Raw genomic sequence first — 24,747 nt, forward strand, 5'->3', positions numbered from 1 at the left:
CAGATGGCCGAATTCTCACTCCCCAGGAACTCCAGGGTCCACAAGGGCAGGCACTTCGCCGCGCCGTCGGGTTCGACCCGCGTGCGCGAGTTCAAGGTCTACCGCTGGAGCCCGGACGACACCGAGAACCCGCGCACCGACACCTACGAGGTCGACCTCGATGCGTGCGGTCCGATGGTTCTCGACGCGCTGATCAAGATCAAGAACGAAATCGACCCCACGCTGACCTTCCGCCGGTCATGCCGCGAGGGCATCTGCGGTTCGTGCGCGATGAACATCGACGGCACCAACACGCTGGCCTGCACCAAGGCGATCGACGACTGCGGCAAGGGCAAGGGCGAGGTGCCGATCTACCCGCTGCCGCACATGGAAGTGGTCAAGGACCTGGTCCCTGACATGACCCACTTCTACGCGCAGTACGCGTCGATCCAGCCGTGGATCCGCACCCAGAGCCCGGCGCCGCCGGACCGCGAGCGGCTGCAGTCGAAGGAAGACCGCGCCAAGCTCGACGGCCTGTACGAGTGCATCCTCTGCGCCTGCTGCAGCACGTCCTGCCCCAGCTACTGGTGGAACGGCGACCGCTACCTCGGCCCGGCGATCCTGCTCCAGGCCTACCGCTGGATCGTCGACTCGCGCGACGAGGACACCGGCACGCGCCTGGACGACCTCGAGGATCCGTTCAAGCTCTACCGCTGCCACACGATCATGAACTGCACGCGCACCTGCCCGAAGGGACTCAATCCCGCGAAGGCGATCGGCGCGATCAAGCAGCTGATGCTCGAGCGCCAGGTCTGAGCGGAACGACGCGCCGGCCCACGCCGGCGCTTTCGTACCCGGTGACGCGATGATCCTCCAGGACGACGACGCCGAGCTGCGTCGCCTGCGCTGGCGCTGCCGGCGCGGCATGCGCGAGCTCGACCGGCTGCTCGAGCGCTGGCTCGAGCAGGAATGGCGGGCTTCCCCGACGGCCGAACGTGCCACCTTCCTGCGCCTGCTCGACAGCGAGGACGATAGGCTGTGGAAATGGTTCCTCGGCCACGAACGTCCGGATGACGCCGAACTCGAAGCCCTCGTCGGGCGGATCCGCGCCCTGCCGCATTGAGTGGCGGCCCTCGCGCTGGCTGCTCGCGGCGCTGCTGATGCTGTCCGCGCTGGCGCCGCTCGCGGTGCTGGCGAGCGAGCTTCCACGCGGCGCGGCCTGGATGCTCGCGGCGGCGGCGCTCCTGCACGGCCTGTCCCTTGCGTGGCGCGCATGGCACCAGCCGCTGCACAGCCTGCTGTTCACCGCGGACGGGCGCCTGCTGCTGGACGGAGACGAGGTTTCCGGCATCGAACTGCAGTGGCGCGGACCACTGGCGTTCATGGTCCTGCGCGGCCCGACCGGCCGCCGCCAGCGCTTCGCCTGGTGGCCCGACACCCTGCCGCCGCACCGGCGCCGTGAACTCCGGCTGGCCACCGGGCGGCTGGACCCTGCGCGCGCCGGACCATCGGTGGCACCATAGCGGCATTCAGCCGGCGAGACCCGATGTTCAAACCACTGCCTGTCGCCATCGGCCTGCGCTACCTGCGCGCCAAGCGCCGCAACGGCTTCATCTCCTTCATCTCCCTGGCCTCGATCCTCGGCATCGCCATCGGCGTGACCGCGCTGATCACCACGCTCGCCGTGATGAGCGGTTTCCAGCGCGAGATCCGCGACCGCATGCTGCAGATGACGCAGCACGCCACTGTCAGCGCGCACGGCGAGCCGATGGCCAACTGGCGCCAGGCCGTCGAGGCCGGCAATGCCGACCCGCGCGTGGCGGCCGCCGCGCCCTATATCTCGACCGAGGCCCTGCTGTCGGGCAAGCGCCGCGAGCCGGCGATGCTGCGCGGCATCCGTCCGGACGACGAGGCCAAGGTCTCGATCCTCGGCGAGCGCATGGTCGAGGGCAGCCTCGGGACGCTCGAGCCGCGCAGCTACAACATCGTGCTGGGCCGCGAGCTCGCGCTGTGGCTGGGCGTACGCCTGGGCGACAGCGTCGTCGCCACCACCGACTTCCAGGCCACGCCGATGGGCGCGGTGCCGCAGCTCAAGCGCTTCACCGTCAGCGGGATCTTCGAGGCCGGTTACCAGGACTTCGACCGCGGCCTGGCCGTGGTCAACATCGAGGACCTGCAGCGCCTGCTGCGCATGGGCGACGGCGTGACCGGCGTGCGCCTGCAGATGCACGACATGGACCAGGCATACGCGGTGGCGCGCGATCTCGCGCTGAAGCTCGAAGGGCCCTACATGGTCAGCGACTGGACGATGGAGAACGCGCACCTGTTCCGCGCGCTCAAGCTCGAGAAGACCATGATCGCGATCCTGCTGTCGCTGATCATCGCCATGGGCGCCTTCAACCTGGTGTCCTCGCAGGTGATGCTGGTGACCGACAAGCAGTCCGACATCGCGATCCTGCGCACGCTGGGCCTCACGCCGCGCGGCGTCATGCAGGTGTTCATGGTGCAGGGCACGCTGATCGGCGTGCTCGGCACGGTGCTGGGGGTCATCGGCGGCCTGGCGCTGACGCTCAACCTCGAGCGCATCCTGCGCCTGATCGAGAAGGTCACCGGCGCCGAGCTGATGCCGGCCGACGTCTACTACATCACCGGCCTGCCGACCGACCTCAGCGCCCAGGACATCACCATCGTCGCGATCGTCGCCCTGGTCATGGCCTTCCTGGCCACCATCTACCCGGCGCGGCGCGCGGCGCGCACGGCCCCGGCGGAGGCGCTGCGCTATGAGTGAGCAGGCTGCGATGGCAGGCGCCAGGGCGCATGCCGACACGCGCCACGCCGACGAAGTGGTCGGCGCCGACGGCCTGGGCAAGACCTATGCCGAGGGCCGGATGCATACGCCGGTGTTCGACGGCCTCGACCTGAGCGTCGCCGCGGGCGAGACCGTCGCCATCCTTGGCGCCTCCGGCGCGGGCAAGAGCACGCTGCTGCACCTGCTCGGCGGACTCGACACGCCGACCGCGGGCGAGGTCTACGTGGCCGGACAGCGCATGAGCGCACTGTCCGACGCCGACCGCGGCCGCCTGCGCAACCGCGCGCTCGGCTTCGTCTACCAGTTCCACCACCTGCTGCCCGAGTTCACCGCGCTGGAGAACGTGATGCTGCCGGTGCTGCTGTCGGGCGCCGCGGTGCCCGACGCCTCGTCGCGCGCGCGCGCGCTGCTGGAAGGCGTCGGCCTGGGCCATCGCCTCGAGCACAAGCCCGGCGAACTGTCGGGCGGCGAACGCCAGCGCGCCGCCGTCGCCCGCGCACTGGTCAACCGTCCGGCCTGCGTGCTCGGCGACGAGCCCACCGGCAACCTCGACGAGAAGACCGCGGCCACCGTTTTCGACCTGATGCTCGAACTCAACCGTGCCGAGCGCACCAGCCTGGTCCTCGTCACCCACGACCGCAGCCTGGCCCGCCGCCTCGACCGCGTCCTCGAACTCCACGAAGGCCGCCTCCGCGAGATCGCCCCCGCCAGCGCCTGACCCCCGCGCCTCCTCTCGCTGTAGGAGCGGCTACAGCCGCGATCAACGTCCCGCAATCGCGGCTATAGCCGCTCCTACAGGGGGACGGCGGCCCGGATCGCGGCTGTAGCCGCTCCTACAGGGGGGTGGCGGGAATCTCCTAGGGGGTTTCCGGAAGCGGGAGGGCTGCTTGCCGCCGCCGCGGGCCGCACGCTCGTGTGCATGCCCACACGCCGTTCCCCCGAGCTCCGATCGGGCCGCTGGTCGGAACCCGGCCGGATCTACCTGGTCACCATCGTCACCGACGGTCGCAAGCCGTGGTTCCAGGACTGGGAGCCCGCGGCCGCGGTCGCACGTGCACTCGCCGGGCGGGATGCCTGGCCCGGTTCAAGGCTGCTCTGCTGGGTCCTCATGCCCGACCACTGGCACGGCCTGCTGGAGCTGGGCGAGTCCGAATCCCTGTCACGGACCGTCGGCCGCGCCAAGGCCCACGCCACGCGCGTCTGGAAGCCGGATGCAGGCCGGCTCTGGCAGCCGGGCTTCCACGATCGCGCACTGCGCTCGGACGACAACCTGCTGGCGGCCGCCCGCTACGTCGTCGCGAATCCGATCCGCGCCGGGATTTCCCGGAGCTTCGGCGGCTATTCCTACTGGGACGCCGTCTGGATCAGCGCTGATGCAGACGCCGCGTCATGAGCGATGAACCCGAAGGCACCCCCTGTAGGAGCGGCTACAGCCGCGATTGCGGAGAGAGTGGAAGTGCGACGCAGCGCGCGATCGCGGCTGTAGCCGCTCCTACAGCAGGTGAGGGAGATGCGATCGCGGCTGTAGCCGCTCCTGCAGCAGGTGAGGGAGACGGGATCGCGGCTGTAGCCGCTCCTACAGAGACGGGGGCTGTGACGGCGCGAGCGGGGCAGGCGCCGCTGCTGGGTGTGGGGGCCGCCGCTGCCCTGGTGGTTGGCGTGGTCCTGTGCCTGGCCCTGCCGCGGCTGCCGGCTGTGGCGCTGTTCTACGTGCTGCTCGTCGCGGGGCTTGGCACCTGGTGGAAGATCGCGGGCCGATGGCGATGGACCGGCGCGCTGCTGGCCGGCTTCGCCTTGTGCGGCCTGCACGCGACAGCGTCGCTCGACGGCCAGCTGCCTGCCGAGAACGAGCGCGGCGACTTCACCGTGACCGGTCGCATCACCGGCCTGCCCGAGTCCGAACCGCGCCGCACGCGCTTCGAGTTCCGCGTCCACGATGATCCCGCGCTTCCCGACGTCCTGCGAGGCGCGAAGCTGCGGCTGTCCTGGTACGACAACGAATGGGCGGACGAGCCCTCGCGGCGCCACGAGTTGCAGCCAGGCGCCGAGTGGCGCCTCCAGCTGCGGCTGCGCGCGCCGCGCGGGCTGCGCAATCCGGGTGGCTTCGATGCGGAGCGCCATGCGCTGGCCGCGCGCATCGCGGCCACCGGCTACGTACGCGAGCAGGCCACCGCCCTGCAGCTGGCGCCGGCTCGCGGGCTCGACGCGTGGCGTGACCGCATCGCCCAGCGCATCGCCGCCGCCGTGCCCGGTACCGGGTCCCGCTACGTGCGCGCGCTCGCCCTTGGCGATACCCGCGCGCTCACCGACACCGACTGGGAGCTGCTGCGCGCCACGGGGCTCACCCACCTGATCGCCATCTCCGGTTTCCACGTCGGCCTGGTCGCCGGCGCCTTCGCTTTGCTGGGCACGGCCGTCTGGCGGCTGGTCCCGGCGCTCGGCCTCGTCGTGCCGCGTCCCCAGGGCGCGGCGCTGGCTGCGTTCGCCGGAGCACTCGGCTATGCCGCGGTCGCCGGCTTCGCGCTGCCCACGGTGCGCACCGTGCTGATGATCGCGGTGGCCGTGGCTGCGCGGCTGTGGCGGCGGCCGCTGCGGATCCCGGAGTCGCTGGCCCTGGCCGCGATCGCGATCGTGCTGGTCGATCCGCTGGCGCTGCTGTCGGCCGGCTTCTGGCTCAGCTTCGGCGGCGTCGCCTGGCTGCTGTGGTGCCTGCCGCAGGCCGGCCGGCGGCCCGTGCGCGATTTCCTGTCCGCGCAGTGGGTGGCCACGCTCGGCCTGCTGCCGTTGACCGCGATCCTGTTCGGGCAGGCCTCGCTGGCGGGCCCGCTCGCCAACCTGGTCGCGATTCCCTGGTGGAGCCTGGTCGTGGTGCCGCTGTCGCTGCTCGGCACCGCGCTCGAAGCCATGCAGGCGGGCTGCGGCGACGCCGCCTGGCGCCTGGCCGCCGCGGCCTTCGAACTGTCCTGGCCGCTGTTCGAGCGCCTGGGCGAAAGCCCGCTGGCGCTGTGGTGGCTGCCCGAGCCGGCGTGGTTCGCGCTGCCGATGGCGCTGGTCGGCGCGTTCTGGCTGCTGCTGCCGCGCGGACTGCCGGGCCGGCCGCTGGCCCTGCTGCTCTGGCTGCCGCTGCTGTGGCCGGACCGCCACCTGCCGCGCGCCGGCGAGGTCGAGCTGGTGATGATCGACGTGGGGCAGGGGACGTCGCTGCTGGTACGCACCGCCGGCCACGCCCTGCTGTACGACATGGGGCCGGCGGTGCGCGATGGCTGGGACGCCGGCGAACGCGCGGTGGTCCCGGCGCTGCTGGCGCTGGGCGTGCGCCGCATCGACACCATGGTGGTCAGCCACGCCGACAGCGACCACGCCGGCGGGCTGGCGGCCGTGCGCCGCCGCTTTCCCGCGGCGCGCCTGCTGGCGCCCGAGAGCGCGGCCATTCCAGGCGCCGCGGGCTGCCTGGCCGGCAGCGGCTGGCAGCACGATGGCGTGCAGTTCCGCTTCCTGCATCCACCGCTGCACTTCCCCGACCTGCGCAACGAATCCAGCTGCGTCCTGCGCATCGAGACCGTGCACGGCGCGCTCCTGCTGCCGGGCGACATTGGCGAGGCGGTCGAGGAGCGCCTGGTGGGGCGCCTGCCAGAAGACCTGCCCGCGGAGGTCGTCCTCATACCGCACCACGGGTCGCGGCACTCATCGAGCGCGGACTTCGTGGCGGCCACCGGCGCGACGCTGGCGCTGGTGTCGGCGGGCCACGGCAACCGCTTCGGACATCCGGACGCGGGCACGGTGGAACGGTGGGAGCGGCGTGGCACGACCGTGCTGGGAACGCCCGAAGGCGGCGCGGCGCACCTGCGCCTGACCAGCGCCGGCCTGCAGGTCCAGACCGAACGCGCCCGCCGCCGTCGCTTCTGGGACGCCACGACCCGCGACACCCCGCCCCTGTAGGAGCGGCTACAGCCGCGATCGCCGTGTCCCGCGGTCCAGCAGCGTCAACGACGCCGCCTCGCGATCGCGGCTGTAGCCGCTCCTACACGAGAGGGGCCCCCCGGCGGCCCCGGTCGCGGGCGGGGCGGCTGGCGGTATCCTATGCGCCCTGTTAGCCCGCGGGCCCCCCGGCCCAGGAGTGGATACGTGCTGGAACTGGTCAAGGCAGGCGGGTGGCCGATGCTGCCCCTGCTGCTGCTGTCGGCGGTGGCGCTGGCGATCATCGTCGAACGGTTCTGGACCCTGCGCCGCGCGCAGGTGCTGCCGCCCGGCCTCGGCCGCGAGGTGCGCGACTGGGTCGGGCGCGGCGGACAGCTCGATCCGGCGCACATCGAATCGCTGCGCGGCAACTCGCCGCTGGGCGCGCTGCTGGCCAGCGTGCTCGACATGCGCAACCACCCGCGCGACGAGATGCGCGAGCGCGTCGAGGACGTCGGTCGCCATCTCGCGCACCGCATGGAACGCTACCTCAACGCGCTCGGCACGATCGCCGGCATCGGCCCGCTGCTGGGCCTGTTCGGCACCGTGGTCGGCATGATCCAGATGTTCCTCGGGATCATGGACGTCGGCATGGGCGAGATGAACGAGCTCGCCGGCGGCATCGGCAAGGCCCTGGTCTGCGCCGCCGCGGGCATGGTGGTCGCGGTGCCGGCGCTGATGTTCCACCGCTACTTCCGCGGGCGCATCGATGGCTACATCGTCGAGATGGAGCACGAGGCGATCGCGCTGATGGACACGCTGGATCCGCGCAACCGCCGCGTCGCCACCGCCACCGCCGCAGGCACCCACGCGCAGGCCGGTACACCCGGTGCGCCTGCCGGCCACGGCACGGCCGCCCGTCCGGCCGAGGCCTGAGCCGCGCATGCGCATCCGCGACCGCCGCGCCGAGGACATCCCCGAGATCAACCTCGTGCCGCTGATCGACGTGATCCTGGTGCTGATCATCTTCTTCGTGGTCACCACCACCTTCGACACGCGCTCGATGCTGAAGCTCGAACTGCCGCGGGCCGATGCGCGTGCCGCCGACAGCGAGGAGCCTGCGCTGAGCGTCCTGGTCAACGCCGAGGGCCGCTACTTCATCGACGACCGCGAAGCGCTGCGCACCGACGTCGAGGCGATCAAGGCCACCATCCTGGAAGTCGCCGGCGACGACCGCGAGCGCCCCGTGCTGCTGCGCGCCGACGCCCGCACGCCGCACCAGGCCGTGGTGACCGCGATGGACGCGCTGGGCCAGCTCGGCTTCCGCCGCATCTCGATCGCGACTGCGCCGGAGGCCGGCGCCGCGGCCGTGCAGGCGCCGGCGCAGTGAGCAAGCCGGAGGCCGGACACGTTCCGCGCGGAGCAGGGCAGGCATCCGCGCCGCGGCAGGCGGGCGTGACCGCGGCCGAGCCCTCCGCCTGGCAGACCTACCGCCGCCTGCTCGGCCACACGGTCAACTATCGCGCGCTGCTGGTCGTGGCGATGGTCGGCATGGTGGTCGAGGCCGCCGCCGGCGCCGCCTTCGTCTGGCTGATGGAGCCGCTGACCAACGAGGGCTTCGTCGATCCGCAGCCGCGCATGGCGCTGATCCTGCCGGCCGCGATCATCGGACTGTTCCTGGTGCGCGGACTGGCCACCTTCTGCACCGACTACGGCATCGCGCGCGTCGGCCGCAGCGTGGTGCGCGACCTGCGCGAACTCGTGCTCGGCAAGTACCTGCGCCTGCCCAGCAGCCGCTTCGACACCGAAGCCGTGCCGCAGATGGTCAGCCGGCTGAACTTCGACACCGAGCAGGTGACCCAGGCCAGCGCCGACGCGCTGAAGATGATCATCGCCGACGGCCTGACCATCGTCTTCCTGCTCGGCCTGATGCTCTGGACCAGCGTCAAGGTGACGCTGGCGATGATCCTGATCGCGCCGCTGATCGGCGTGGTGGTGTGGTACGTGGGCGGGCGCTACCGGCGCATCAGCCGCGGCATCCAGACCGGCATGGGCGACCTCGCACACAGCGCCGAGCAGTCGCTGGCCGCGCAGCAGGACGTCAAGGTCCATGGTGCACAGGGCTTCGAGCAGTCGCGCTACTCCACGCTCGCCAACCGCGTGCTTGGCCTGAACATGAAGGTCGAGGCGACGCGTGCGACCTCGTCGGCGCTGGTGCAGATCCTGGCCGCGCTGGCGCTGGCGGCGATCGTCTGGGTGGCGATCCACGAGTCGCTGGCCGGACGGCTGAATCCCGGCGAGTTCATCAAGCTGATGACCGCGATGATGGGCATCATCCCGTCGCTGCGCCGGATTACCAACGTGCAGAGCGTGCTCGGTCGCGGCGTCGCCGCCGCCGAGCGCCTGTTCGCGATCCTGGACGACGAGGAAGAGGACGACCGTGGTCGCCACAAGTTGCAGCGTGCGCGCGGCGAACTGGTGTTCGACGACGTCGGCCTGCGCTATGCCCGCGGCGACGGCAGCGCGCTGGAGGCCGTGAGCTTCCGCGCCGCGCCGGGCACGGTGACCGCGATCGTCGGCCGGTCGGGCAGCGGCAAGACCAGCCTGGTCCGCCTGGTGCCACGCTTCTACGAGCCGACGTCGGGCCGGATCACGCTCGACGGCGTGGCGCTGGCGGACTATCCGCTGGCCGACCTGCGCCGCCAGATCGCACTGGTGGGCCAGCGCGTGGCGCTGTTCGACGACACCGTCGCCGCCAACATCGCCTACGGCATCGACGCCCCGCGCGAATCCATCCGCGCCGCCGCCGAAGCCGCCAACGCCTGGGAGTTCATCGAGCGCCTGCCGCAGGGCCTGGACACGCCGATCGGCGAGAACGGCTCGCTGCTGTCGGGCGGGCAGCGCCAGCGCCTGGCGATCGCGCGCGCCATCCTGCGCGACGCGCCGATCCTGATTCTCGACGAGGCCACCGCTGCGCTCGACACCGAATCCGAGCGCCTGGTGCAGGACGCGCTGCAGCGGCTGATGCCCGACCGCACGACCCTGGTGGTGGCCCACCGGCTGTCGACGATCGAGCACGCCGACCAGGTGCTGGTGTTCGACCAGGGCCGGATCGTGGAGCAGGGCACGCATGTGGAGCTGCTGGCGCGTGGCGGGCTTTACGCGCACCTGCACGCCATGCAGTTCCGCGAGGGCGCGACGACATGAGGCCGCGGGTGCGCCAGTGCGCGCGACGAGGGTCTACGTCATGAGCCGCCAGGCACCGAAATGGTGGTACCAGCCCGGCGCGCGCGTGCCGCTGTGGGCCGCGGCGGTCGCGCCGGTCTATGGCGCCGCGGTGGCGCTGCGCCGGCGCCTCTACCGCGCCGGACTGCTGCGCCGGCAGTCGCTCAAGGTGCCGGTGCTGGTGGTCGGCAACCTGGTCGCGGGCGGGAGCGGCAAGACGCCGCTGACCTTGGCGATCGTCGAGCGCCTGCGCGCCGAGGGCTGGACGCCCGGCGTCGCCAGCCGCGGCTACGGCCGGGCCAATGCGTCGAAGGCGATGTGGGTGGAGGCCACGACGCCTGCGTCCGAAGGCGGCGACGAGCCGGTGCTGATCGCGCGCCAGTCCGATGCCCGGGTGCGCGTCGACCGTGACCGCGTCGCGGCCGCCCGCGCGCTGGCCAAGGCCGGCTGCGACATCGTGGTCTGCGACGACGGGCTGCAGCATTACGCCCTGGGCCGTGACATCGAGATCGAAGTCATTGACGGCCGCCGCCGCCACGGCAACGGCCGCCCGATTCCCGCCGGTCCCCTGCGCGAACCCGCCGAGCGCGGCGAGGGCTGCGACTTCCGCGTGCTCAACGTCGGCAGCGATCCGGATCTCGCCGCCGGCTTCGGCGAATGGCCGATGTGGCTGGCGCCGGGCGACGCCGTGCCCCTGGTCGGCGGCCGCCCGCTGCCGCTGTCGACCTTCGCCGGCCGCCGGGTGCATGCGGTCGCGGGCATCGGCGATCCGGAGCGCTTCTTCGACATGCTGCGCGCGCTGGACATCGCCGTCGTGCCGCACGCCTTCCCCGACCACCACGCCTACGTCGCCGACGACCTGCGCTTCGGCAGCGACCTGCCGGTGCTGATGACCGCCAAGGACGCGGTGAAGTGCGCCGCCTTCCTGACCGACAAGCACTATGCCGTCCCGGTCCAGGCCGAACTGCCAGAAGCCTTCTGGGTCGCCTTGCTGGCGAAGTTGCCCAAGCGGGGCGCCATCGCTGCCACGCCGCCCACCCCCGGCGGCCCGTGACACCCGTGACACCCGCGACACCCGGGATACCTGCGGCACCCGCGACACCCACGGCACCCGCGACACCCGGGACAACTGCGCCCCGGGGACATCTTCCCTGTAGGAGCGGCTATAGCCGCGATTGCAGCATCCGTTGCCGGGACACCTCGGGATCGCGGCTATAGCCGCTCCTACAGTTGCATCGCCCGCGGCGATCGCGGACGTCCGGGGCTGTGGCTGATCGCGGCTCGTGGCGCAGGTGGCACAATCGCCCCATGAGCCATCCCTTCGTCGTCGCCATTCCGGCGCGTCATGCCGCCTCGCGCCTGCCGGGCAAGCCGCTGCGGTTGCTCGGCGGCGAGCCGCTGGTCCTGCATGTCGCGCGGCGCGCGCTCGCGGCCGGTGCGGACGCGGTCTGGGTCGCCGCCGACGATCCGCGCATCGCCGATGCGCTGGCCGGCAGCGGCGTGCGCATCGCCATGACCTCGCCGGACCATGCGTCCGGCAGCGACCGCCTGGCCGAATGCGCCGCCATCGCCGGCTGGAGCAACGACACGGTGGTGGTGAACCTGCAGGGCGACGAACCCTTCGCGCCGGCCGCCGGCATCCGTGCGGTGGCCGCGGCCCTGGTCGATTCCGCCGCCGACATGGCGACGCTGGCGACGCCGGTCGAAGACGCGGCCACGCTGGCCGATCCGAATGCGGTGAAGCTGGTCCGCGCCGCCAGCGGCGACGCGCTGTACTTCAGCCGCGCGCCGATCCCGTGGCCACGCGACGCCTGGGCCACCGCCGAAGGGCGCGCCCAGCTGCCCGGCGGCCACCAGTGGCTGCGCCACATCGGCATCTACGCCTATCGCGCGGGGTTCCTGAAGCGCTTCGCAGCGCTGCCGCCGACGCCGCTGGAGCGCGCCGAATCGCTCGAACAGTTGCGCGCGCTCGAACATGGCCACCGGATCGCCGTGGCCCTGTCCCCGGAGCCGTTCCCGCCGGGGGTGGACACGCCGGAAGACCTGGAGCGCGCTGAGCGGCGACTGGCGGCAGGCTGATCGCGGCTATAGCCGCTCCCACAGGGCATGGGGCTGATCGCGGCTGTAGCCGCTCCTGCAGGAGGAGGGGCGGGGCGATCGCGGGGGGCGGAGCAGGACAGGCATAATCGGGCGCATGGATGCCGCCGCGCTCGCCCCCGAATTCCCCGCCGGCCTGGACTGGCTCAACACCACCGCGCCGCTGCGCATGTCGCAGCTGCTGGGGCGGGTGACCGCGCTGGCCTTCGTCAACGGCGGCTCGGCCTGGTGCAACCAGACCCTGGTCGACCTCGACCACCTGCGCAACCGCCACCCCGACCGCCTGAACGTGGTCGCGGTCAACGTGCCGCGCTTCGATCACGAGCGCGAGCCGCGCCGCGCCGGCAAGCGCTTCGCCCGCCACCGCTTCGAATTCCCGGTCGCGCACGACGCGGACTGGGCGCTGTGGCAGCACTACGGCATCGAGGCCTGGCCGACCGTGGTCCTGCTGGATGCGCGCGGCCGCGTGCGCGAGCGCTTCGTCGGCGATGGTCAGCTGCGCGAAATCGACGCCGCGATCAGCCGCCTGCAGGCCGAAGGCGCGCCGCGTGCGCTCAACGCCGAGCGCATCGAGATGCGCCGCGGCGGCGAGCCGCAGCTGCCGCTGTGCTTCCCGGTCGGCCTGGCGCTGTCGGGCAACTATCTCTACGTGGCCGACAGCGGCCACCACCGCGTGCTCGAGTGCGACCTCAGCGGGCGCGTGCTGCGCCAGTTCGGCAGCGGCGGCTCGGGCTTCATCGACGGGCCGATGGAGCTGGCCGCGTTCAACCGGCCGCAGGGCCTGGCGATCGAACGCGACACGCTGTACATCGCCGATACCGGCAATCACGCGGTGCGCCGCGTCCAGCTGCGCAGCGGCGACATCGACACCGTGGTCGGCGCCGGCCGGCCCGGCACGCCCACCGAGGGTCCGGTCGCGGATCCGCGCATGGTGGCGCTGGACCAGCCTCGGGCGGTCGCCGCCTCGCTCGCGGCCAGCAGCCTGTTCATCGCCACCGCCGGGGACAACCGCGTGTGGCGTTTCGACCTCGGCACGCGCGAGATCGCGCTGGTGGCCGGCTCGGGCGAGCTGGCGGTGACCGACGGGGTGGGGACGCAGGCCGCGTTCGCCGAGCCGGCCTCGCTCGCCACCGTGCAGCAGGCGGTGTACGTCTGCGACGCCGCTGGCTCGGCCATCCGCTCGGCCAATGCGCGCAGCGGCCAGGTCACCACGCTGGTGGGCGCCGATGCCTGGACCCACGGCAATGCCGACGGCGCGCGCACCGAGGCCCGGCTGCAGCAGCCGCAGGCGATCGCGCTCGACCAGACCTCGCCGGTGCTGTGGATCGCCGACAGCGGCAACGACTGCCTGCGGGCGCTGCGCCTGGGCGGCGGCGAAGTCACCACCGTGCCGCTGCCGCAGCGGCTGCACGCGCCCTGCGGCCTGGCGGCCGCGGACGGCGTGGTCTGGATCGCCGACACCGATGCCCACGCGGTGCTGCGCCACGACACCCGGGACGGCAGCCTGAAGCACGTCCCGATCGGCGAATGACCAGGCCCGGCGACCCCACCGGGCCCGCCGCGCCGCCTGAGCCCGCCCCGCCGCCGTTCGACGGCAAGGCCTTCGTCCGCGGACTCAGCACCGCACCGGGCGTCTACCGCATGTTCGCGGCGGACGACAGCGTGCTGTACGTCGGCAAGGCCGGCGCGCTCAGGAAGCGCGTGGCCAGCTACTTCAACGCCAGCCCGAAGAACGCGAGCACCGCGGCGATGCTGTTGCAGGTCGCGCGCATGGAGGTCACGGTCACGCGCACCGAGGCCGAGGCGCTGCTGCTGGAAAACCAGCTGATCAAGTCGCTCAAGCCGCGCTACAACGTGCTGCTGCGCGACGACAAGAGCTATCCGCACCTGCTGATGACCCGCGAGGAGTGGCCGCGCATCGCCCTGCACCGCGGGCCGCAGTCGGTGCCGGGGCGCTACTACGGCCCGTACTCCAGCGTGGTGGCGGTGCGCGAGACGCTCAACCTGCTGCACAAGCTGTTCAAGCTGCGCAGCTGCGAGGACAGCGTGTTCCGCAACCGCACGCGGCCCTGCCTGCAGTACCAGATCGGCCGCTGCAGCGCGCCCTGCGTGGGCCTGGTCGAAGCCGACGAGTACGCGGCCGCGGTGCGCCGCGTGCGCCTGTTCCTCGAAGGCCACAGCGACGAGCTGCTGGTCGAGCTGGGCAACGACATGGAGGCCGCCGCCGGCCGCCTGGACTTCGAACTCGCCGCGCGCCTGCGCGACACGCTCGCCAGCCTGCGCGGGATGCAGGCGCGGCAGTACGTCGATGGCCGCGCTGCGGATCTGGACGTGCTCGCCATCGCCACCGAGCGCGCCAGCGCCTGCGTGCTGCTGCTGGCCTTCCGCGACGGCCGCAACTTCGGCACCCGCGCCTTCTTCCCCAGGACCAACGGCGTCGAGGAGCCGGCCGAAGTCCTGGCCGCCTTCGTCGCGCAGTACTACACCGCGCACCAGCCGCCGCGCGAGATCGTGCTCGACCGGGTGATCGAAGATGTGCCCCTGCTGGAGGAAGCCTTCGCGCTCAATGCCGGCTACCGGGTGGCGATCAAGACCAGCGTGCGCAGCGAGCGCGCCGGCTATCTCGACCTCGCGCGCCGCAACGCCGAGAACTCGCTGGCCGCCCAGCTCGGCAGCCAGGCCGCGCAGGCCGCGCGCGCCGAATCGCTGCGCGAGCTGCTGGGCCTGGCCGAGCCCGCGCGGCGCATCGAATGCTTCGACATCAGCCACACCATGGGCGAGGCCACCGTGGCTTCGCAGGTGGTGTTCGATGCCGAAGGCCCGGTGCGCGGCCAGTACCGCCGCTACAACATCGCCGGCATCGAGCCCGGGGACGACTACGCCGCCATGCACCAGGCGCTGACGCGCCGCTTCAAGCGCGCCGCCGGCAACCCCGACGCGGTGCTGCCCGACCTGCTGCTGATCGACGGCGGGGCCGGGCAGGTGGCCCAGGCCAACGCGGTGCTCACCGGGCTCGGCATCGACGGGGCGATCACGGTGGTCGGCGTGGCCAAGGGCGAGGCGCGCAAGCCGGGCGACGAGACCCTGCTGCTGCCGGACGGGCGCGAGCTCAAGCCCGGCGCGGCGTCGCCCGGACTGCAGCTGGTGCAGCAGGTGCGCGACGAAGCGCACCGCTTCGCCATCACCGGCCACCGCGGCCGGCGGCAGAAGGCGCGCAGCACCAGCCGGCTCGAGGACATCCCCGGCATCGGCCCGCGGCGGCGCGCGTCGCTGCTCAAGCATTTCGGCGGACTGGGCGGCCTGCGCGCCGCCGGGGTCGAGGAAATCGCCCGCGTGGAGGGCGTCAACCTCGCACTCGCCGAACGGATTTACGCCACACTGCACGGGTTGGACGCCCCCGGAACCGCATGAAACTGACGCTGCCCACCTGGCTGACCCTGCTGCGCATCCTCCTGATCCCGGTGCTGGTGCTGACCTTCTACCTGCCCTGGCAGTGGAGCAATTTCGCCTCCGCCGGCGTGTTCGCGCTGGCCGCCTTCACCGACTGGCTGGACGGCTGGATCGCGCGCCGCTACGGCATGAGCTCGGCCTTCGGCGCCTTCCTCGATCCGGTGGCCGACAAGCTGATGGTGGCGACGGCGCTGTTCCTGATCGTGCAGGGCCATCCCACGCCGTGGATGGCGTTCTGGGCGGCGGTGATCGTCGGCCGCGAGATCGCGGTTTCGGCGCTGCGCGAATGGATGGCCGAGCTCGGCCAGCGCGCCACGGTCAAGGTCGCGACCATCGGCAAGATCAAGACCGTGGTGCAGATGGGCGCGCTGCTGTGCCTGCTGTACGCCGTCACGCCGGACAAGAATCCGCCGCGCCCGCAGCCCTGGCTGGGCGAGCCGATCTTCCACGTCGGCGACTGGATGCTGGCCGTGGCCGCGCTGCTGACCCTGTGGTCCGCCGTGCTGTACCTGCGTGCCGCCTGGCCCGCACTGAAAGCCGGCGAACGCCGCGCCTGAGGCGGCACCTGGCCGTTGCCGGACGCGTCGCGCGTATGCATAATTGCGCCGCGCCCGACGCCATTCATCGGCGGCAGACTCCGGCAACAAGGTGTTGACAGTCACCTGGTTAACGGTAGAATGGCGGGCTCAACGCGGGAATAGCTCAGTTGGTAGAGCACGACCTTGCCAAGGTCGGGGTCGCGAGTTCGAGTCTCGTTTCCCGCTCCAGATTTTGACAAGGCCCCGGAAACGGGGTCTTGTTGTGTCAGGCACTGCAATTCGCCTGGCGCCAGTTTCAGGCCTCATGGCAGAGTGGTCATGCAGCGGACTGCAAATCCGCGTACGCCGGTTCGATTCCGACTGAGGCCTCCAGACAGAAGCCGCCCGCAGGGGCGGCTTTTTGTCGTCTGTCAGGCGGGCAGCGGGGCGAGGTGCCAGGTGCCGCGGCCGGACTTCTTGGCGGCATAGAGCGCGGCGTCGGCCTGTGCGGCCAGGTCGGCGGCAGCCAGCGGCCGGTCGGTCCAGGCGATGCCGATGCTCGTCCCCACCACCACCGGCGTGCCCGCGGCATCGACCGGCGCGCCCATGGCCTCCAGCACCTTGCGCGCCACGCGCTCGGCCGCGGCCGGCTCCACGCCTTCGAGCAGCAGCACGAACTCGTCGCCGCCCAACCGCGCCGCCAGGTCGGTGGCGCGCAAGCTGTCGAGCAGGCGGCGCGCGAAGGCCTGCAGCACGGCATCGCCCGCGGCATGGCCCAGCGTGTCGTTGATGCGCTTGAAGTGGTCGATGTCCAGGTACAGCAGCGCGACCGGCCCGCCGCCGCGCGTGAGCCGGGCCAGCGCCAACGCAAGGCGCTCGTCCACCTGGCGGCGGTTCGCCAGCCCGGTCAGCGGATCCGTGCGCGTCATGCGCTCGAGCTCGCGCCGGCTTTCGGCGAGCGCCTCCTCGGCGGCCACCCGGCGGGTGATGTTGCGCGCGGTCAGCATCACGTCGGCCTGGCCGCCCGGCTCGTCGGCGGGCAGGCAGCGCGACACCACCTCCACCCAGACGTGGTGGCCGTCGCGGTGGCGCAGGCGGTAGATGTCGGTGCGCGGCCGGCCGGTGGCCAGCACCTCGGCCATGGCCTGCTGCTGCGGCGCGCGGTCGTCGGGGTGCACCAGGTTCCAGCGCGATCCCAGCATCTCGTCCGGCGTCCAGCCCAGCATCTCGAAGGACGAGGGCGAGACGTAGACGCGCTGGCCGTCGGCCCGGATGCGGGCGATCAGGTCGTGCGAATGGTCGGCCAGCATGCGGTAGCGGCGCTCGCTCTCGGCCAGGCGCTCGTCCATGCGCTTGCGCTCGGCCATCGCCAGGCAGACCGGAAAGGTCATCAGGCAGCCTCCGGCCAGGAAGATCTGCAGCAGGGCGATGCGCCCGTCGTCGCCCAGGCCCTGCTGGTCGGCAAGGGGGCCATGGCCGAAATGGGTGGCCACGGCGGCGATCAGCGCCAGCACGATCACGCCCAGCGCCACGCCCACGAAACGGTGGCGCATCGCCACCAGCAGCAGCGGGGGATAGGTGAGGAAGAGCATCGGATAGGGGCTGAGGAAGACGGCGGTCCCCACCGCCGCCAGCAGCACCGTGGTCAGGGCAAGGTCCCAGCCGCGGCGGCCCGACACCGCCATGCGCAGGCTGCGGCGGTGGACGACCAGGGTGGTGGTGGCCACGATCACCATGCCCACGACGTGCGCGGCGAACCAGCCGGCGAACGCGCGTTCGTAATCCTGGGCGTTCATGGCATGCGCCACCCAGGCGGCCAGCAGCCCGGACAGCGCGCAGGCCCCCAGCGTGGCCGCGATCGCGATGCCGCCCAGGGTGACCCAGCGCTCGGGATCGCGGACATCCGGGACCATCCGCCGCACCACGCCCGCCACCACCAGCACTTCCAGCAGGTTCGCGCCCGCGATCGACAGCGCGTAGGTGAAGCCGTCGCCGGCCAGCATGCGCGCCGGCAGTTCGGCCAGGACGGCGATGGCGAGGTAGGGCGGCCAGGTGACGCTGCGCCGGGACAGCAGCCAGCCGGTGAGGATGCCGTTGCCGACCCAGATCGCGGCCAGCTCACCCGGACCACGCGCCAAGGTCAGCGACAGCCATGACGTGCCCGCGATCAGGAACGCGAGCAGGCAGCGATCGGCCCATCGGGTGCGGCGCAGCGGCGGGCCTTTCGGCATGGCGGTCTCGGGGTGGGGGCGGGCACTCTAGCCCGGGCGGCGTGAACAGGCGACCCGGTCAGGGCGGATGCGCGGCCTCGGGGCGGCGCACGGGCCGAGATCGGGAAGCAAGGAGCGGGCCATATGTGACTCCGCTCCCGACCCGCCCGCCTGCCAGCTGCTAGAGTGCCCGGTCGTCCGGCGTGCAACCTCGGAACTCGCGACCTTGTACGACCTCCATTGCCACCTGCTGCCCGCCATCGACGACGGCGCCACCGACCTGGCGATGTCGCTCGAAATGGCGCGCATGGCCGTGGCCGACGGCATCACCGTGACCGCCTGCACCCCGCACATCTATCCCGGCCTGTACGAGAACAGCGGCCCGGGCATCCGCGCCGCGATCGCCGAGCTGCAGGCCGAGCTCGACCGCGAGGGCATCGCCTTGAAGCTGGTGGAGGGCGCCGACGTGCACCTCGACCAGAACCTGGTGGCCGGCATTCGCGACGGCCGCGTGCCCACGCTCGCCGGCTCGCGCTACCTGCTGTTCGAGCCGCCGCACCACGTCGCCCCGCCGCGGCTGGAAGAGACCCTGTTCGAGCTGCTCGCCGCCGGATATGTGCCAGTGATCACACATCCGGAACGTCTCACCTGGGTTGAGCAGCACTACCAGACCTTCGTCACCCTGGCCCACCGCGGCTGCTGGATCCAGGTCACCGGCGGCGCGCTGACCGGCCGCTACGGCAGCCGGGCGCAGTACTGGGGCCAGAAATTCGTCGGAGAGGGGCACTGCCACATCCTCGCGACCGACGCCCACCATCCGACGCGCCGGCCGCCCTTCCTGGCCGAAGCGCGCCAGGCGGCCGCGGCCCTGGTGGGTGCCGAGGAGGCTGATCACATGGTGAATACGCGTCCCGCCGGCATCGTCGGCAACGCTCCACCGGATACACTGCCCCCCCTGAAGGCGCCAGCGCCGCGCGCGCCACGTCGCGGGCTGCTGGCCCGGTTCCTGCGCTCCGCCTGACGTTTCCCGCCCGAAGTCCCGCCGTTCCACCGAGGTCCCCCATGAAACAAGCCAGCCGACTCCTGATCGCGGCCGTCTTCGCTTTGCTGCTTGCGGCGTGTGCCTCCGCGGGCAAGCGCAACGCGGCCCATGGCGTCACGCTCCCGCCGCCCGATACCACCGCCGCCTCTGGCGCCTACGAGGGCGCCACCGACTACCGCGTCGGTTCGCAGGACCTGCTGGAGATCAGCGTGTTCGGCGTCAAGGATCTTTCGCACCAGGCGCGCGTGAACTCGAACGGCATGATCAACCTGCCGCTGGTGGGCAGCGTCATGGCCGGCGGCAAGACCGTGCCGGAACTGGAGCGCGAGCTGGGCGAGAAGTACGCCGATGGCTACCTGCAGAATCCCCAGGTGACCGTCTTCGTCAAGGAATACACCAGCCAGCGGGTCACGCTCGAAGGCGCGCTGAAGAAGCCCGGCATCTATCCGCTGACCGGCAAGACCTCGCTGCTGCAGGCCATCGCCATGGCCGAGGGCACCGACGAGTTCGCCGACCTCGAAGGCGTGGTGCTGTTCCGCAATGTCGAAGGCCAGCGCATGGCGGCGGCCTACGACCTGACCAAGGTGCGCCGTGGCGAACTCGCCGATCCCCAGGTCTACGGCGACGACATCATCGTGATCGAACGTTCGGGCAGCAAGTCGGCGTTCCGCGAATTCATCCGCTCGGTGCCTGCGCTGGGCCTGTTCCTGGCCCTCTGAGCCACACCTGTTATGGACAACGCAAGCTGATGCAAGACGACAACCTTCCCGCGCAGCCCGAAAGCGGCAATCCGGACCGGCTCCCGGTCCAGCGTCCGGGCCAGCTCGCCGTCGCGACCGGCCAGCGCGGGCTCCCGCTCGACGTCTTCGAGGACAGGCGCGCAGGCGACGAAGACGAGATCGATCTCCTTGCCTACTGGCGCATCCTGGTCAAGCGCAAGTGGCTGGTGCTGGGCGTGCTCGGCACGGTGGTCGCCCTGGCGCTGATCGCCACGCTGATGATGCCCCCGGTGTATCGCGCCACCGCGGTGATGCAGATCGACCGCGAGTCGGTGCAGATCCTGCAGGTCGAAGGCACGGGCAGCGCCGAGGCCGCCGCGCCGGACTTCCTGACCACCCAGTACGAACTGTTGAAGAGCCGCGCACTGGCCGAGCGCGTGGCCAACGAGCTGGCGATCGACGCCGGCACCATCGAGCGCCTCGCCGCCACCTCGTGGTGGCAGCGCGCCACCGGTGCGCTGCGCCCGCAGCCCGCGAATGCGCCGGGCGATGACCCGGCCACCACCGCCGAAGCCGACGCCATGGTCGACCTCGGCCAGGCCGTGGGCATCGTGCGCAGCGGCCTGACCGTGGAGCCGGTGCGCAACTCGCGCCTGGTGCGCATCCATTTCGACTCCACCCTGCCGGCGTTCTCGGCGCGCGTGGTGAACGCCGTGGCCGATGGCTTCATCGCACACGCCATCGAGCGCAAGTTCGACGCCTCGTCCTATGCCAGCAAGTACATCGAGGAGCAGCTGGCGCTGGCCAAGGGTCGGCTCGAGGAATCCGAGCGCGCGCTGGTGGCGTTCGCGACGAAGGAAAACATCGTCACCAGCGGCGAGGGCAGCCAGAGCCTGGAAAGCCAGAACCTCGGCGCGCTCAATGCCGCGCTGGCCGCGGCGCAGGACGACCGCATCCGCGCGCAGGCGTCGTGGAGCCAGGTTTCGGGCGGCGGGCAGCTGCCGGCGGGCGCGATCAGCAACTCGATCCTCAACTCGCTGCAGCAGCAACGCGCCACGCTCAACGCCGAATACCAGCAGCAGCTCAAGACCTACAAGCCCGAGTATCCGAGCATGCTCGCGCTCAAGGGCCAGATCGACGAGGTCGACCGCCAGATCGCGCAGGAGCGCAACGCCGTGCGCGCCTCGATCAAGGCCGAGTACGACGCCGCGCAGGCGCGCGAGAACATGCTGGTCGCGCAGATCGATTCCGCGCGTGGCCGCACGCTCGACGTCGACAACCGCTCGATCGACTACAACATCCTGCGCCGCGAGGTCGACACCAACCGCCAGCTCTACGACAGCCTGCTGCAGCGCTACAAGGAAGTCGGCGTGGCCGCCGGTGCCGGCGTCGGCACCAACAACATCTCGATCGTCGACCGTGCCGTGGTGCCGGGCGGGCGCTTCAAGCCCAACCTGCCGCTCAACCTCGCCATCGGCCTGATGCTCGGGCTGATGCTGGGCGTGCTGCTGGCCTTCGTGCTCGAGTTCCTGGACGACACGCTCAAGGGTCCGGAAGACATCGAGCAGCACCTGCGCATGGCCGTGCTCGGCATCATCCCCCACCTCAAGAAGCAGACCGTCACCGACGCGATGGCTGACCCGCGCTCGGCGTTCGCCGAAGCCTATCGCTCGGTGCGCACCGCGCTGCAGTTCTCCACCGACCACGGCGTGCCCCGGGTGCTGCTGGTCACCAGTGCCAGTGCCTCGGAAGGCAAGTCGACTACCGCCACCACGCTGGCGCGCAACTTCGCCCAGATGGGCAAGCGCGTGCTGCTGATCGAGGCCGACCTGCGCAATCCGTCGATGCACCGCATGATGGGCGTGCGCTCGGACACCGGCCTGTCCAGCCTGCTGGCGGGCGCCGCCAGCGCCAGCCAGGTGATCATGGACACCGACGACGAGCGGCTGAAGATCATCCTCGCCGGGCCGCTGCCGCCGAACCCCGCAGAGCTGCTGGCCGGCAGCCGCCTGCTGTCGATGCTGACCATCGCCGCGGAGAAGTACGACCAGGTGATCATCGACGGCCCGCCGGTGCTGGGCATCGCCGACGCGCCGATCCTGTCGAACGTCGCCGGCGGCACGCTGGTGGTGGTGCAGGCGGGCGAAACCCGCATCAAGACCGCGCAGGCCGCGCTCAAGCGCCTGGCCGCGGCGCGCGCGCACGTGATCGGCGCGGTCCTGACCCACTACGACGCCAAGGTCGCCGGCTACGGCTATGACTACGCCTCGTACTACTCCTACGGGACCCAGCCCAGGCTGGCCGGGAAGTAGGGACCGGCGTGGGGGAGCACGCGGGGATGGTGGGGCAGGGCGGCGAAGCGCTGGACCAGGCGCTGGGGCTGCTGCGCGCGCCGGCGCTGCGCACGGCCCTGCGCACCCGGCCGCTGCCGCAGGGCATCGGCGAACTGCTGGCCATCGCGTCGGGAACGTCCGATGCCACGCGTGGGGCGATCTCCCGCACTGGCCGCGCCGAAGCCGAACTCGTCGAAGCCGCGCGCTTCTACGTGCAGCAGGTGCTGCTGGCCGAGGGCGCCGATGCCTACCGCCAGCTTGGCGCCGCCCCTGACGCCGACCAAGCCGTGCTGCGCGAGCACCACCACCTCCTCATGCGCTGGCTGCACCCCGACCGCAGCGAGGGCGCCCAGTGGGACTCCGCCCTCTCGACCCGCGTCAACCAGGCCTGGAACCACCTCCGCACCCCCGCCGCCCGCGCCCGCTACGACGCCGAGCATCTGGCGCTTGCTACCCCTGTAGGAGCGGCTACAGCCGCGATCCCTATCCCCATCACCTACACCCCCCTACAACCCCCGAAACCCATCCCAACAGGCCCCATCGCCGTCGCCTTCCTCACCATCGCCTGTCTCGCCCTGGCCTGGCTTGCCGTGACCCGGGAAGACCGGCTGGACGACCTGCGTGATGCGAGCCGGTTCCAGGAGACGGGCGTGGACGTCAGCCAGCGGATGGCGGCGCCATTGCCGCAGGTGATGGAGGAAGTGACTGTGCGGGTGCCTGCGATGGTGGTGAGCGTGCCGGAGGGGCAGCCCGAAGTCCTGACCGAAACCGCGACGCAGACCGTGCCGGAGCCGGCGACGGAGATGGAGACGGCGGCGGCGCAGACAGAAACGGCGGCGGCGCACTCAGCCGGATACCCGGTGCGGGAAGCTGCGACGTTTGCGACGGAGGACGTGAGCGAGGGTGATTGGGGGAGGGAGATCGCGGCTGTAGCCGCTCCTACAGGGGGGCGGGATACCGCGGATCCGCTGCAGCTGTTCCGGCAGGCCGAGGCCGCTGTCGACAGCGTCACCGCGTACTTCTCCTCCGCACGCGGCGGCGAGCCGCTCTGGCTCGACCTTCCGGTCAGCCTCGAGGCCGCGGCCCTGCGTCAGGACCTCCGCGCCCGCCACGACGTCCGCCAGCGCAGCCGCATGTTGGTCACGCACCCCAACTGGACTCTCGGCACCGAGTCCGCGTCGATGTCCGGGGCCTACCGCTTCGGCGGCCGCCGTGGCCCGGCCGAAACCGGCGTGCTCCACGTCGGCCTGGAGCGCCGCGGCGACCACTGGCGCATCGCCCGCCTGCACCTGGACCCGGCGCGATGAGCCCCGCACGCTGGATCGCCTTCGTTGCCCTCATCGCCGTGCTGGTCGCCGCCGGCTACGGCCTGGTCACCACCCGGGGCGAGCTGCAGCGCCTGCACGAGGACCTCGCGGCCGCCAACGCCGCCCTGCAGCAAGGCGACAAGCCGCGCGCCGCCGCCATCGCCCGCGACGTGCTCGCGCGCGCGCCGGTCATGGGGCGGGCCTTCGGCATCATTGCCCGTGCGGAAGACGGTCAGGGCGGCGCCGACGCCACCCGCGCCCGCTACGGGACCGCCGCCCGCCGCGCGCCGCGCGACCCGCAGGTGCGCGGCTGGCTCGCCACCCACGCGCTGGAGTCCGGCGACTTCGCCGCCGCCGCCGATCATCTCGACGCCCTGCTGACCGTGGCGCCTGCGCAGCGCCAGCAGCTGCTCGAACTCATCGCCCAGCTCGCCCAGGACCCGGCGTTCGCCGAGGCCCTGGCCACCCATCTCGTCCAGCGGCCCCAGTGGCGCGCGGCCATCCTGCGCGCCACGACCGCCAGCCGCGTCCCGGAAGCCGCCGACAACCTGCACGGCGCCCTGCGCGCCCAGGGCGCCCTCGACGCCGACGACACCGCCCGCTGGATCGACGGCATGCTCCGCGACGGCCGCTGGGGCAGTGCCTACGCCCGCTGGGTCAGCGGCCTCGAGACGCCGCCCGAGCGCCTCCCGGTGCCGTGGAACGGCGATTTCAGCCGCGCCCCGTCTTCCTCGGGTTTCGACTGGCGCGTCCGCCGCGTGCCCGGCGTGCTGTTCGACCGGATCGCGCTCGACGGCGGCCGCCACGCGGCGCGGCTGCGGTTCCTCGGCCGGCCCGTCGGCGATACCGGCCTGGAAGTGCCGATGCTGCTCGCCCCCGGCGACCACGTGCTCCACCTGCGCGCCCGCACCCAAGGCCTGCGCTCGGACCAGGGACTCGAATGGCGCCTGACCTGCAGTGACGGCCGCACCGCGATTGGCGCCGGCGCACGGGTGCGCGAAGCGCGGGACTGGGCCGACCTCGCCTTCACCTTCACCGTCCCCGCGCGCGAGGGCTGCGAAGGCCAGTGGCTGCGCCTGGTCAACCCGGCACCACGCGGCGTCGCCCAGATCCTGCGCGGCGAACTCCACCTCGCCGATCTCCGGGTCGGACCGTGATCAC

The 24,747-nt window shown here is 71.9% G+C and carries 21 protein-coding genes and 2 tRNA genes; 22 read left to right on the forward strand and 1 reads right to left on the reverse strand.

The genetic code is table 11. From position 1 onward, the window contains the following. Window positions 1-3: 3 nt before the first annotated feature. From JGR68_RS05980 to JGR68_RS06060, 17 genes are all read left to right on the forward strand, one after another. Window positions 4-795 carry a succinate dehydrogenase iron-sulfur subunit gene (locus JGR68_RS05980; RefSeq protein ID WP_199361634.1) on the forward strand — a complete coding sequence of 264 codons (792 nt, stop codon included), beginning with the start codon at window positions 4-6 and terminating at the stop codon, window positions 793-795. A gap of 49 nt (window positions 796-844) precedes the next feature. Further along, complete coding sequence (locus JGR68_RS05985) at window positions 845-1,102, forward strand: succinate dehydrogenase assembly factor 2 (RefSeq protein ID WP_199361633.1); 258 nt, start codon at window positions 845-847, stop codon at window positions 1,100-1,102. Then, the gene (locus JGR68_RS05990; RefSeq protein WP_199361632.1) at window positions 1,050-1,502 is read left to right on the forward strand and encodes a hypothetical protein; all 453 of its coding nucleotides are present in this window, start codon (window positions 1,050-1,052) and stop codon (window positions 1,500-1,502) included. Before JGR68_RS05985 ends, JGR68_RS05990 begins: the two co-directional genes overlap by 53 nt. Window positions 1,503-1,525: 23 nt before the next feature. Next, window positions 1,526-2,767, forward strand: coding sequence for a lipoprotein-releasing ABC transporter permease subunit (locus tag JGR68_RS05995; protein ID WP_199361631.1), 1,242 nt, complete (start codon window positions 1,526-1,528; stop codon window positions 2,765-2,767). 10 nt (window positions 2,768-2,777) lie between these two features. After that, the gene (gene lolD / locus JGR68_RS06000; protein ID WP_199361679.1) at window positions 2,778-3,506 is read left to right on the forward strand and encodes a lipoprotein-releasing ABC transporter ATP-binding protein LolD; all 729 of its coding nucleotides are present in this window, start codon (window positions 2,778-2,780) and stop codon (window positions 3,504-3,506) included. A gap of 201 nt (window positions 3,507-3,707) precedes the next feature. Next, complete coding sequence (locus tag JGR68_RS06005; RefSeq protein ID WP_199361630.1) at window positions 3,708-4,181, forward strand: transposase; 474 nt, start codon at window positions 3,708-3,710, stop codon at window positions 4,179-4,181. A 200-nt stretch (window positions 4,182-4,381) separates the two neighbouring features. Then, entirely contained in the window at window positions 4,382-6,727 is a 2,346-nt protein-coding gene (locus tag JGR68_RS06010) for a DNA internalization-related competence protein ComEC/Rec2 (RefSeq protein WP_234446609.1), read from the forward strand. A gap of 186 nt (window positions 6,728-6,913) precedes the next feature. Continuing rightward, on the forward strand, window positions 6,914-7,621 hold the full coding sequence (locus tag JGR68_RS06015) for a MotA/TolQ/ExbB proton channel family protein (RefSeq protein ID WP_199361628.1): 708 nt from the start codon (window positions 6,914-6,916) through the stop codon (window positions 7,619-7,621). Window positions 7,622-7,628: 7 nt separating this feature from the next. Beyond that, window positions 7,629-8,075 carry a biopolymer transporter ExbD gene (locus JGR68_RS06020; protein WP_199361627.1) on the forward strand — a complete coding sequence of 149 codons (447 nt, stop codon included), beginning with the start codon at window positions 7,629-7,631 and terminating at the stop codon, window positions 8,073-8,075. Window positions 8,076-8,140: 65 nt separating this feature from the next. After that, the gene (gene msbA / locus JGR68_RS06025) at window positions 8,141-9,892 is read left to right on the forward strand and encodes a lipid A export permease/ATP-binding protein MsbA (RefSeq protein WP_199361626.1); all 1,752 of its coding nucleotides are present in this window, start codon (window positions 8,141-8,143) and stop codon (window positions 9,890-9,892) included. Between the two features lie 40 nt (window positions 9,893-9,932). Further along, complete coding sequence (gene lpxK, locus JGR68_RS06030) at window positions 9,933-10,964, forward strand: tetraacyldisaccharide 4'-kinase (RefSeq protein ID WP_199361625.1); 1,032 nt, start codon at window positions 9,933-9,935, stop codon at window positions 10,962-10,964. A gap of 254 nt (window positions 10,965-11,218) precedes the next feature. After that, a complete protein-coding gene (gene kdsB, locus JGR68_RS06035; RefSeq protein WP_199361624.1) occupies window positions 11,219-11,989 on the forward strand; it encodes a 3-deoxy-manno-octulosonate cytidylyltransferase in 771 nt (256 codons plus the stop codon). A 115-nt stretch (window positions 11,990-12,104) separates the two neighbouring features. Next, entirely contained in the window at window positions 12,105-13,538 is a 1,434-nt protein-coding gene (locus tag JGR68_RS06040; protein ID WP_199361623.1) for a redoxin family protein, read from the forward strand. Further along, complete coding sequence (gene uvrC / locus JGR68_RS06045) at window positions 13,535-15,418, forward strand: excinuclease ABC subunit UvrC (RefSeq protein ID WP_199361622.1); 1,884 nt, start codon at window positions 13,535-13,537, stop codon at window positions 15,416-15,418. The genes JGR68_RS06040 and uvrC overlap by 4 nt, the downstream gene beginning before the upstream one ends. Next, the gene (gene pgsA / locus JGR68_RS06050; RefSeq protein WP_199361621.1) at window positions 15,415-16,014 is read left to right on the forward strand and encodes a CDP-diacylglycerol--glycerol-3-phosphate 3-phosphatidyltransferase; all 600 of its coding nucleotides are present in this window, start codon (window positions 15,415-15,417) and stop codon (window positions 16,012-16,014) included. The genes uvrC and pgsA overlap by 4 nt, the downstream gene beginning before the upstream one ends. Before the next feature lie 134 nt (window positions 16,015-16,148). Beyond that, window positions 16,149-16,224 (forward strand) — tRNA-Gly (locus JGR68_RS06055). 70 nt (window positions 16,225-16,294) lie between these two features. Beyond that, window positions 16,295-16,368, forward strand: a tRNA-Cys gene (locus JGR68_RS06060). Between the two features lie 38 nt (window positions 16,369-16,406). Here JGR68_RS06060 and JGR68_RS06065 read toward each other — a convergent pair. Continuing rightward, on the reverse strand, window positions 16,407-18,206 hold the full coding sequence (locus JGR68_RS06065) for a sensor domain-containing diguanylate cyclase (RefSeq protein ID WP_199361620.1): 1,800 nt from the start codon (window positions 18,204-18,206) through the stop codon (window positions 16,407-16,409). 205 nt (window positions 18,207-18,411) lie between these two features. Between JGR68_RS06065 and JGR68_RS06070 the strand changes: the two genes are divergently transcribed. From JGR68_RS06070 to JGR68_RS06090, 5 genes are read left to right on the forward strand one after another with little or no spacing between them, the layout of a single operon-like run. Continuing rightward, entirely contained in the window at window positions 18,412-19,206 is a 795-nt protein-coding gene (locus JGR68_RS06070; protein ID WP_199361619.1) for a CpsB/CapC family capsule biosynthesis tyrosine phosphatase, read from the forward strand. 41 nt (window positions 19,207-19,247) lie between these two features. After that, complete coding sequence (locus JGR68_RS06075; protein ID WP_199361618.1) at window positions 19,248-19,946, forward strand: polysaccharide biosynthesis/export family protein; 699 nt, start codon at window positions 19,248-19,250, stop codon at window positions 19,944-19,946. 29 nt (window positions 19,947-19,975) lie between these two features. Continuing rightward, complete coding sequence (locus JGR68_RS06080; protein ID WP_199361617.1) at window positions 19,976-22,258, forward strand: polysaccharide biosynthesis tyrosine autokinase; 2,283 nt, start codon at window positions 19,976-19,978, stop codon at window positions 22,256-22,258. Window positions 22,259-22,266: 8 nt separating this feature from the next. After that, complete coding sequence (locus JGR68_RS06085) at window positions 22,267-23,586, forward strand: J domain-containing protein (RefSeq protein ID WP_199361616.1); 1,320 nt, start codon at window positions 22,267-22,269, stop codon at window positions 23,584-23,586. Next, on the forward strand, window positions 23,583-24,743 hold the full coding sequence (locus JGR68_RS06090) for a hypothetical protein (protein ID WP_199361615.1): 1,161 nt from the start codon (window positions 23,583-23,585) through the stop codon (window positions 24,741-24,743). Before JGR68_RS06085 ends, JGR68_RS06090 begins: the two co-directional genes overlap by 4 nt. The last annotated feature ends 4 nt before the right edge of the window (window positions 24,744-24,747 follow it).

The organism is Luteimonas sp. MC1750, assembly GCF_016615955.1.
Taxonomy (GTDB): Bacteria; Pseudomonadota; Gammaproteobacteria; order Xanthomonadales; family Xanthomonadaceae; genus Luteimonas.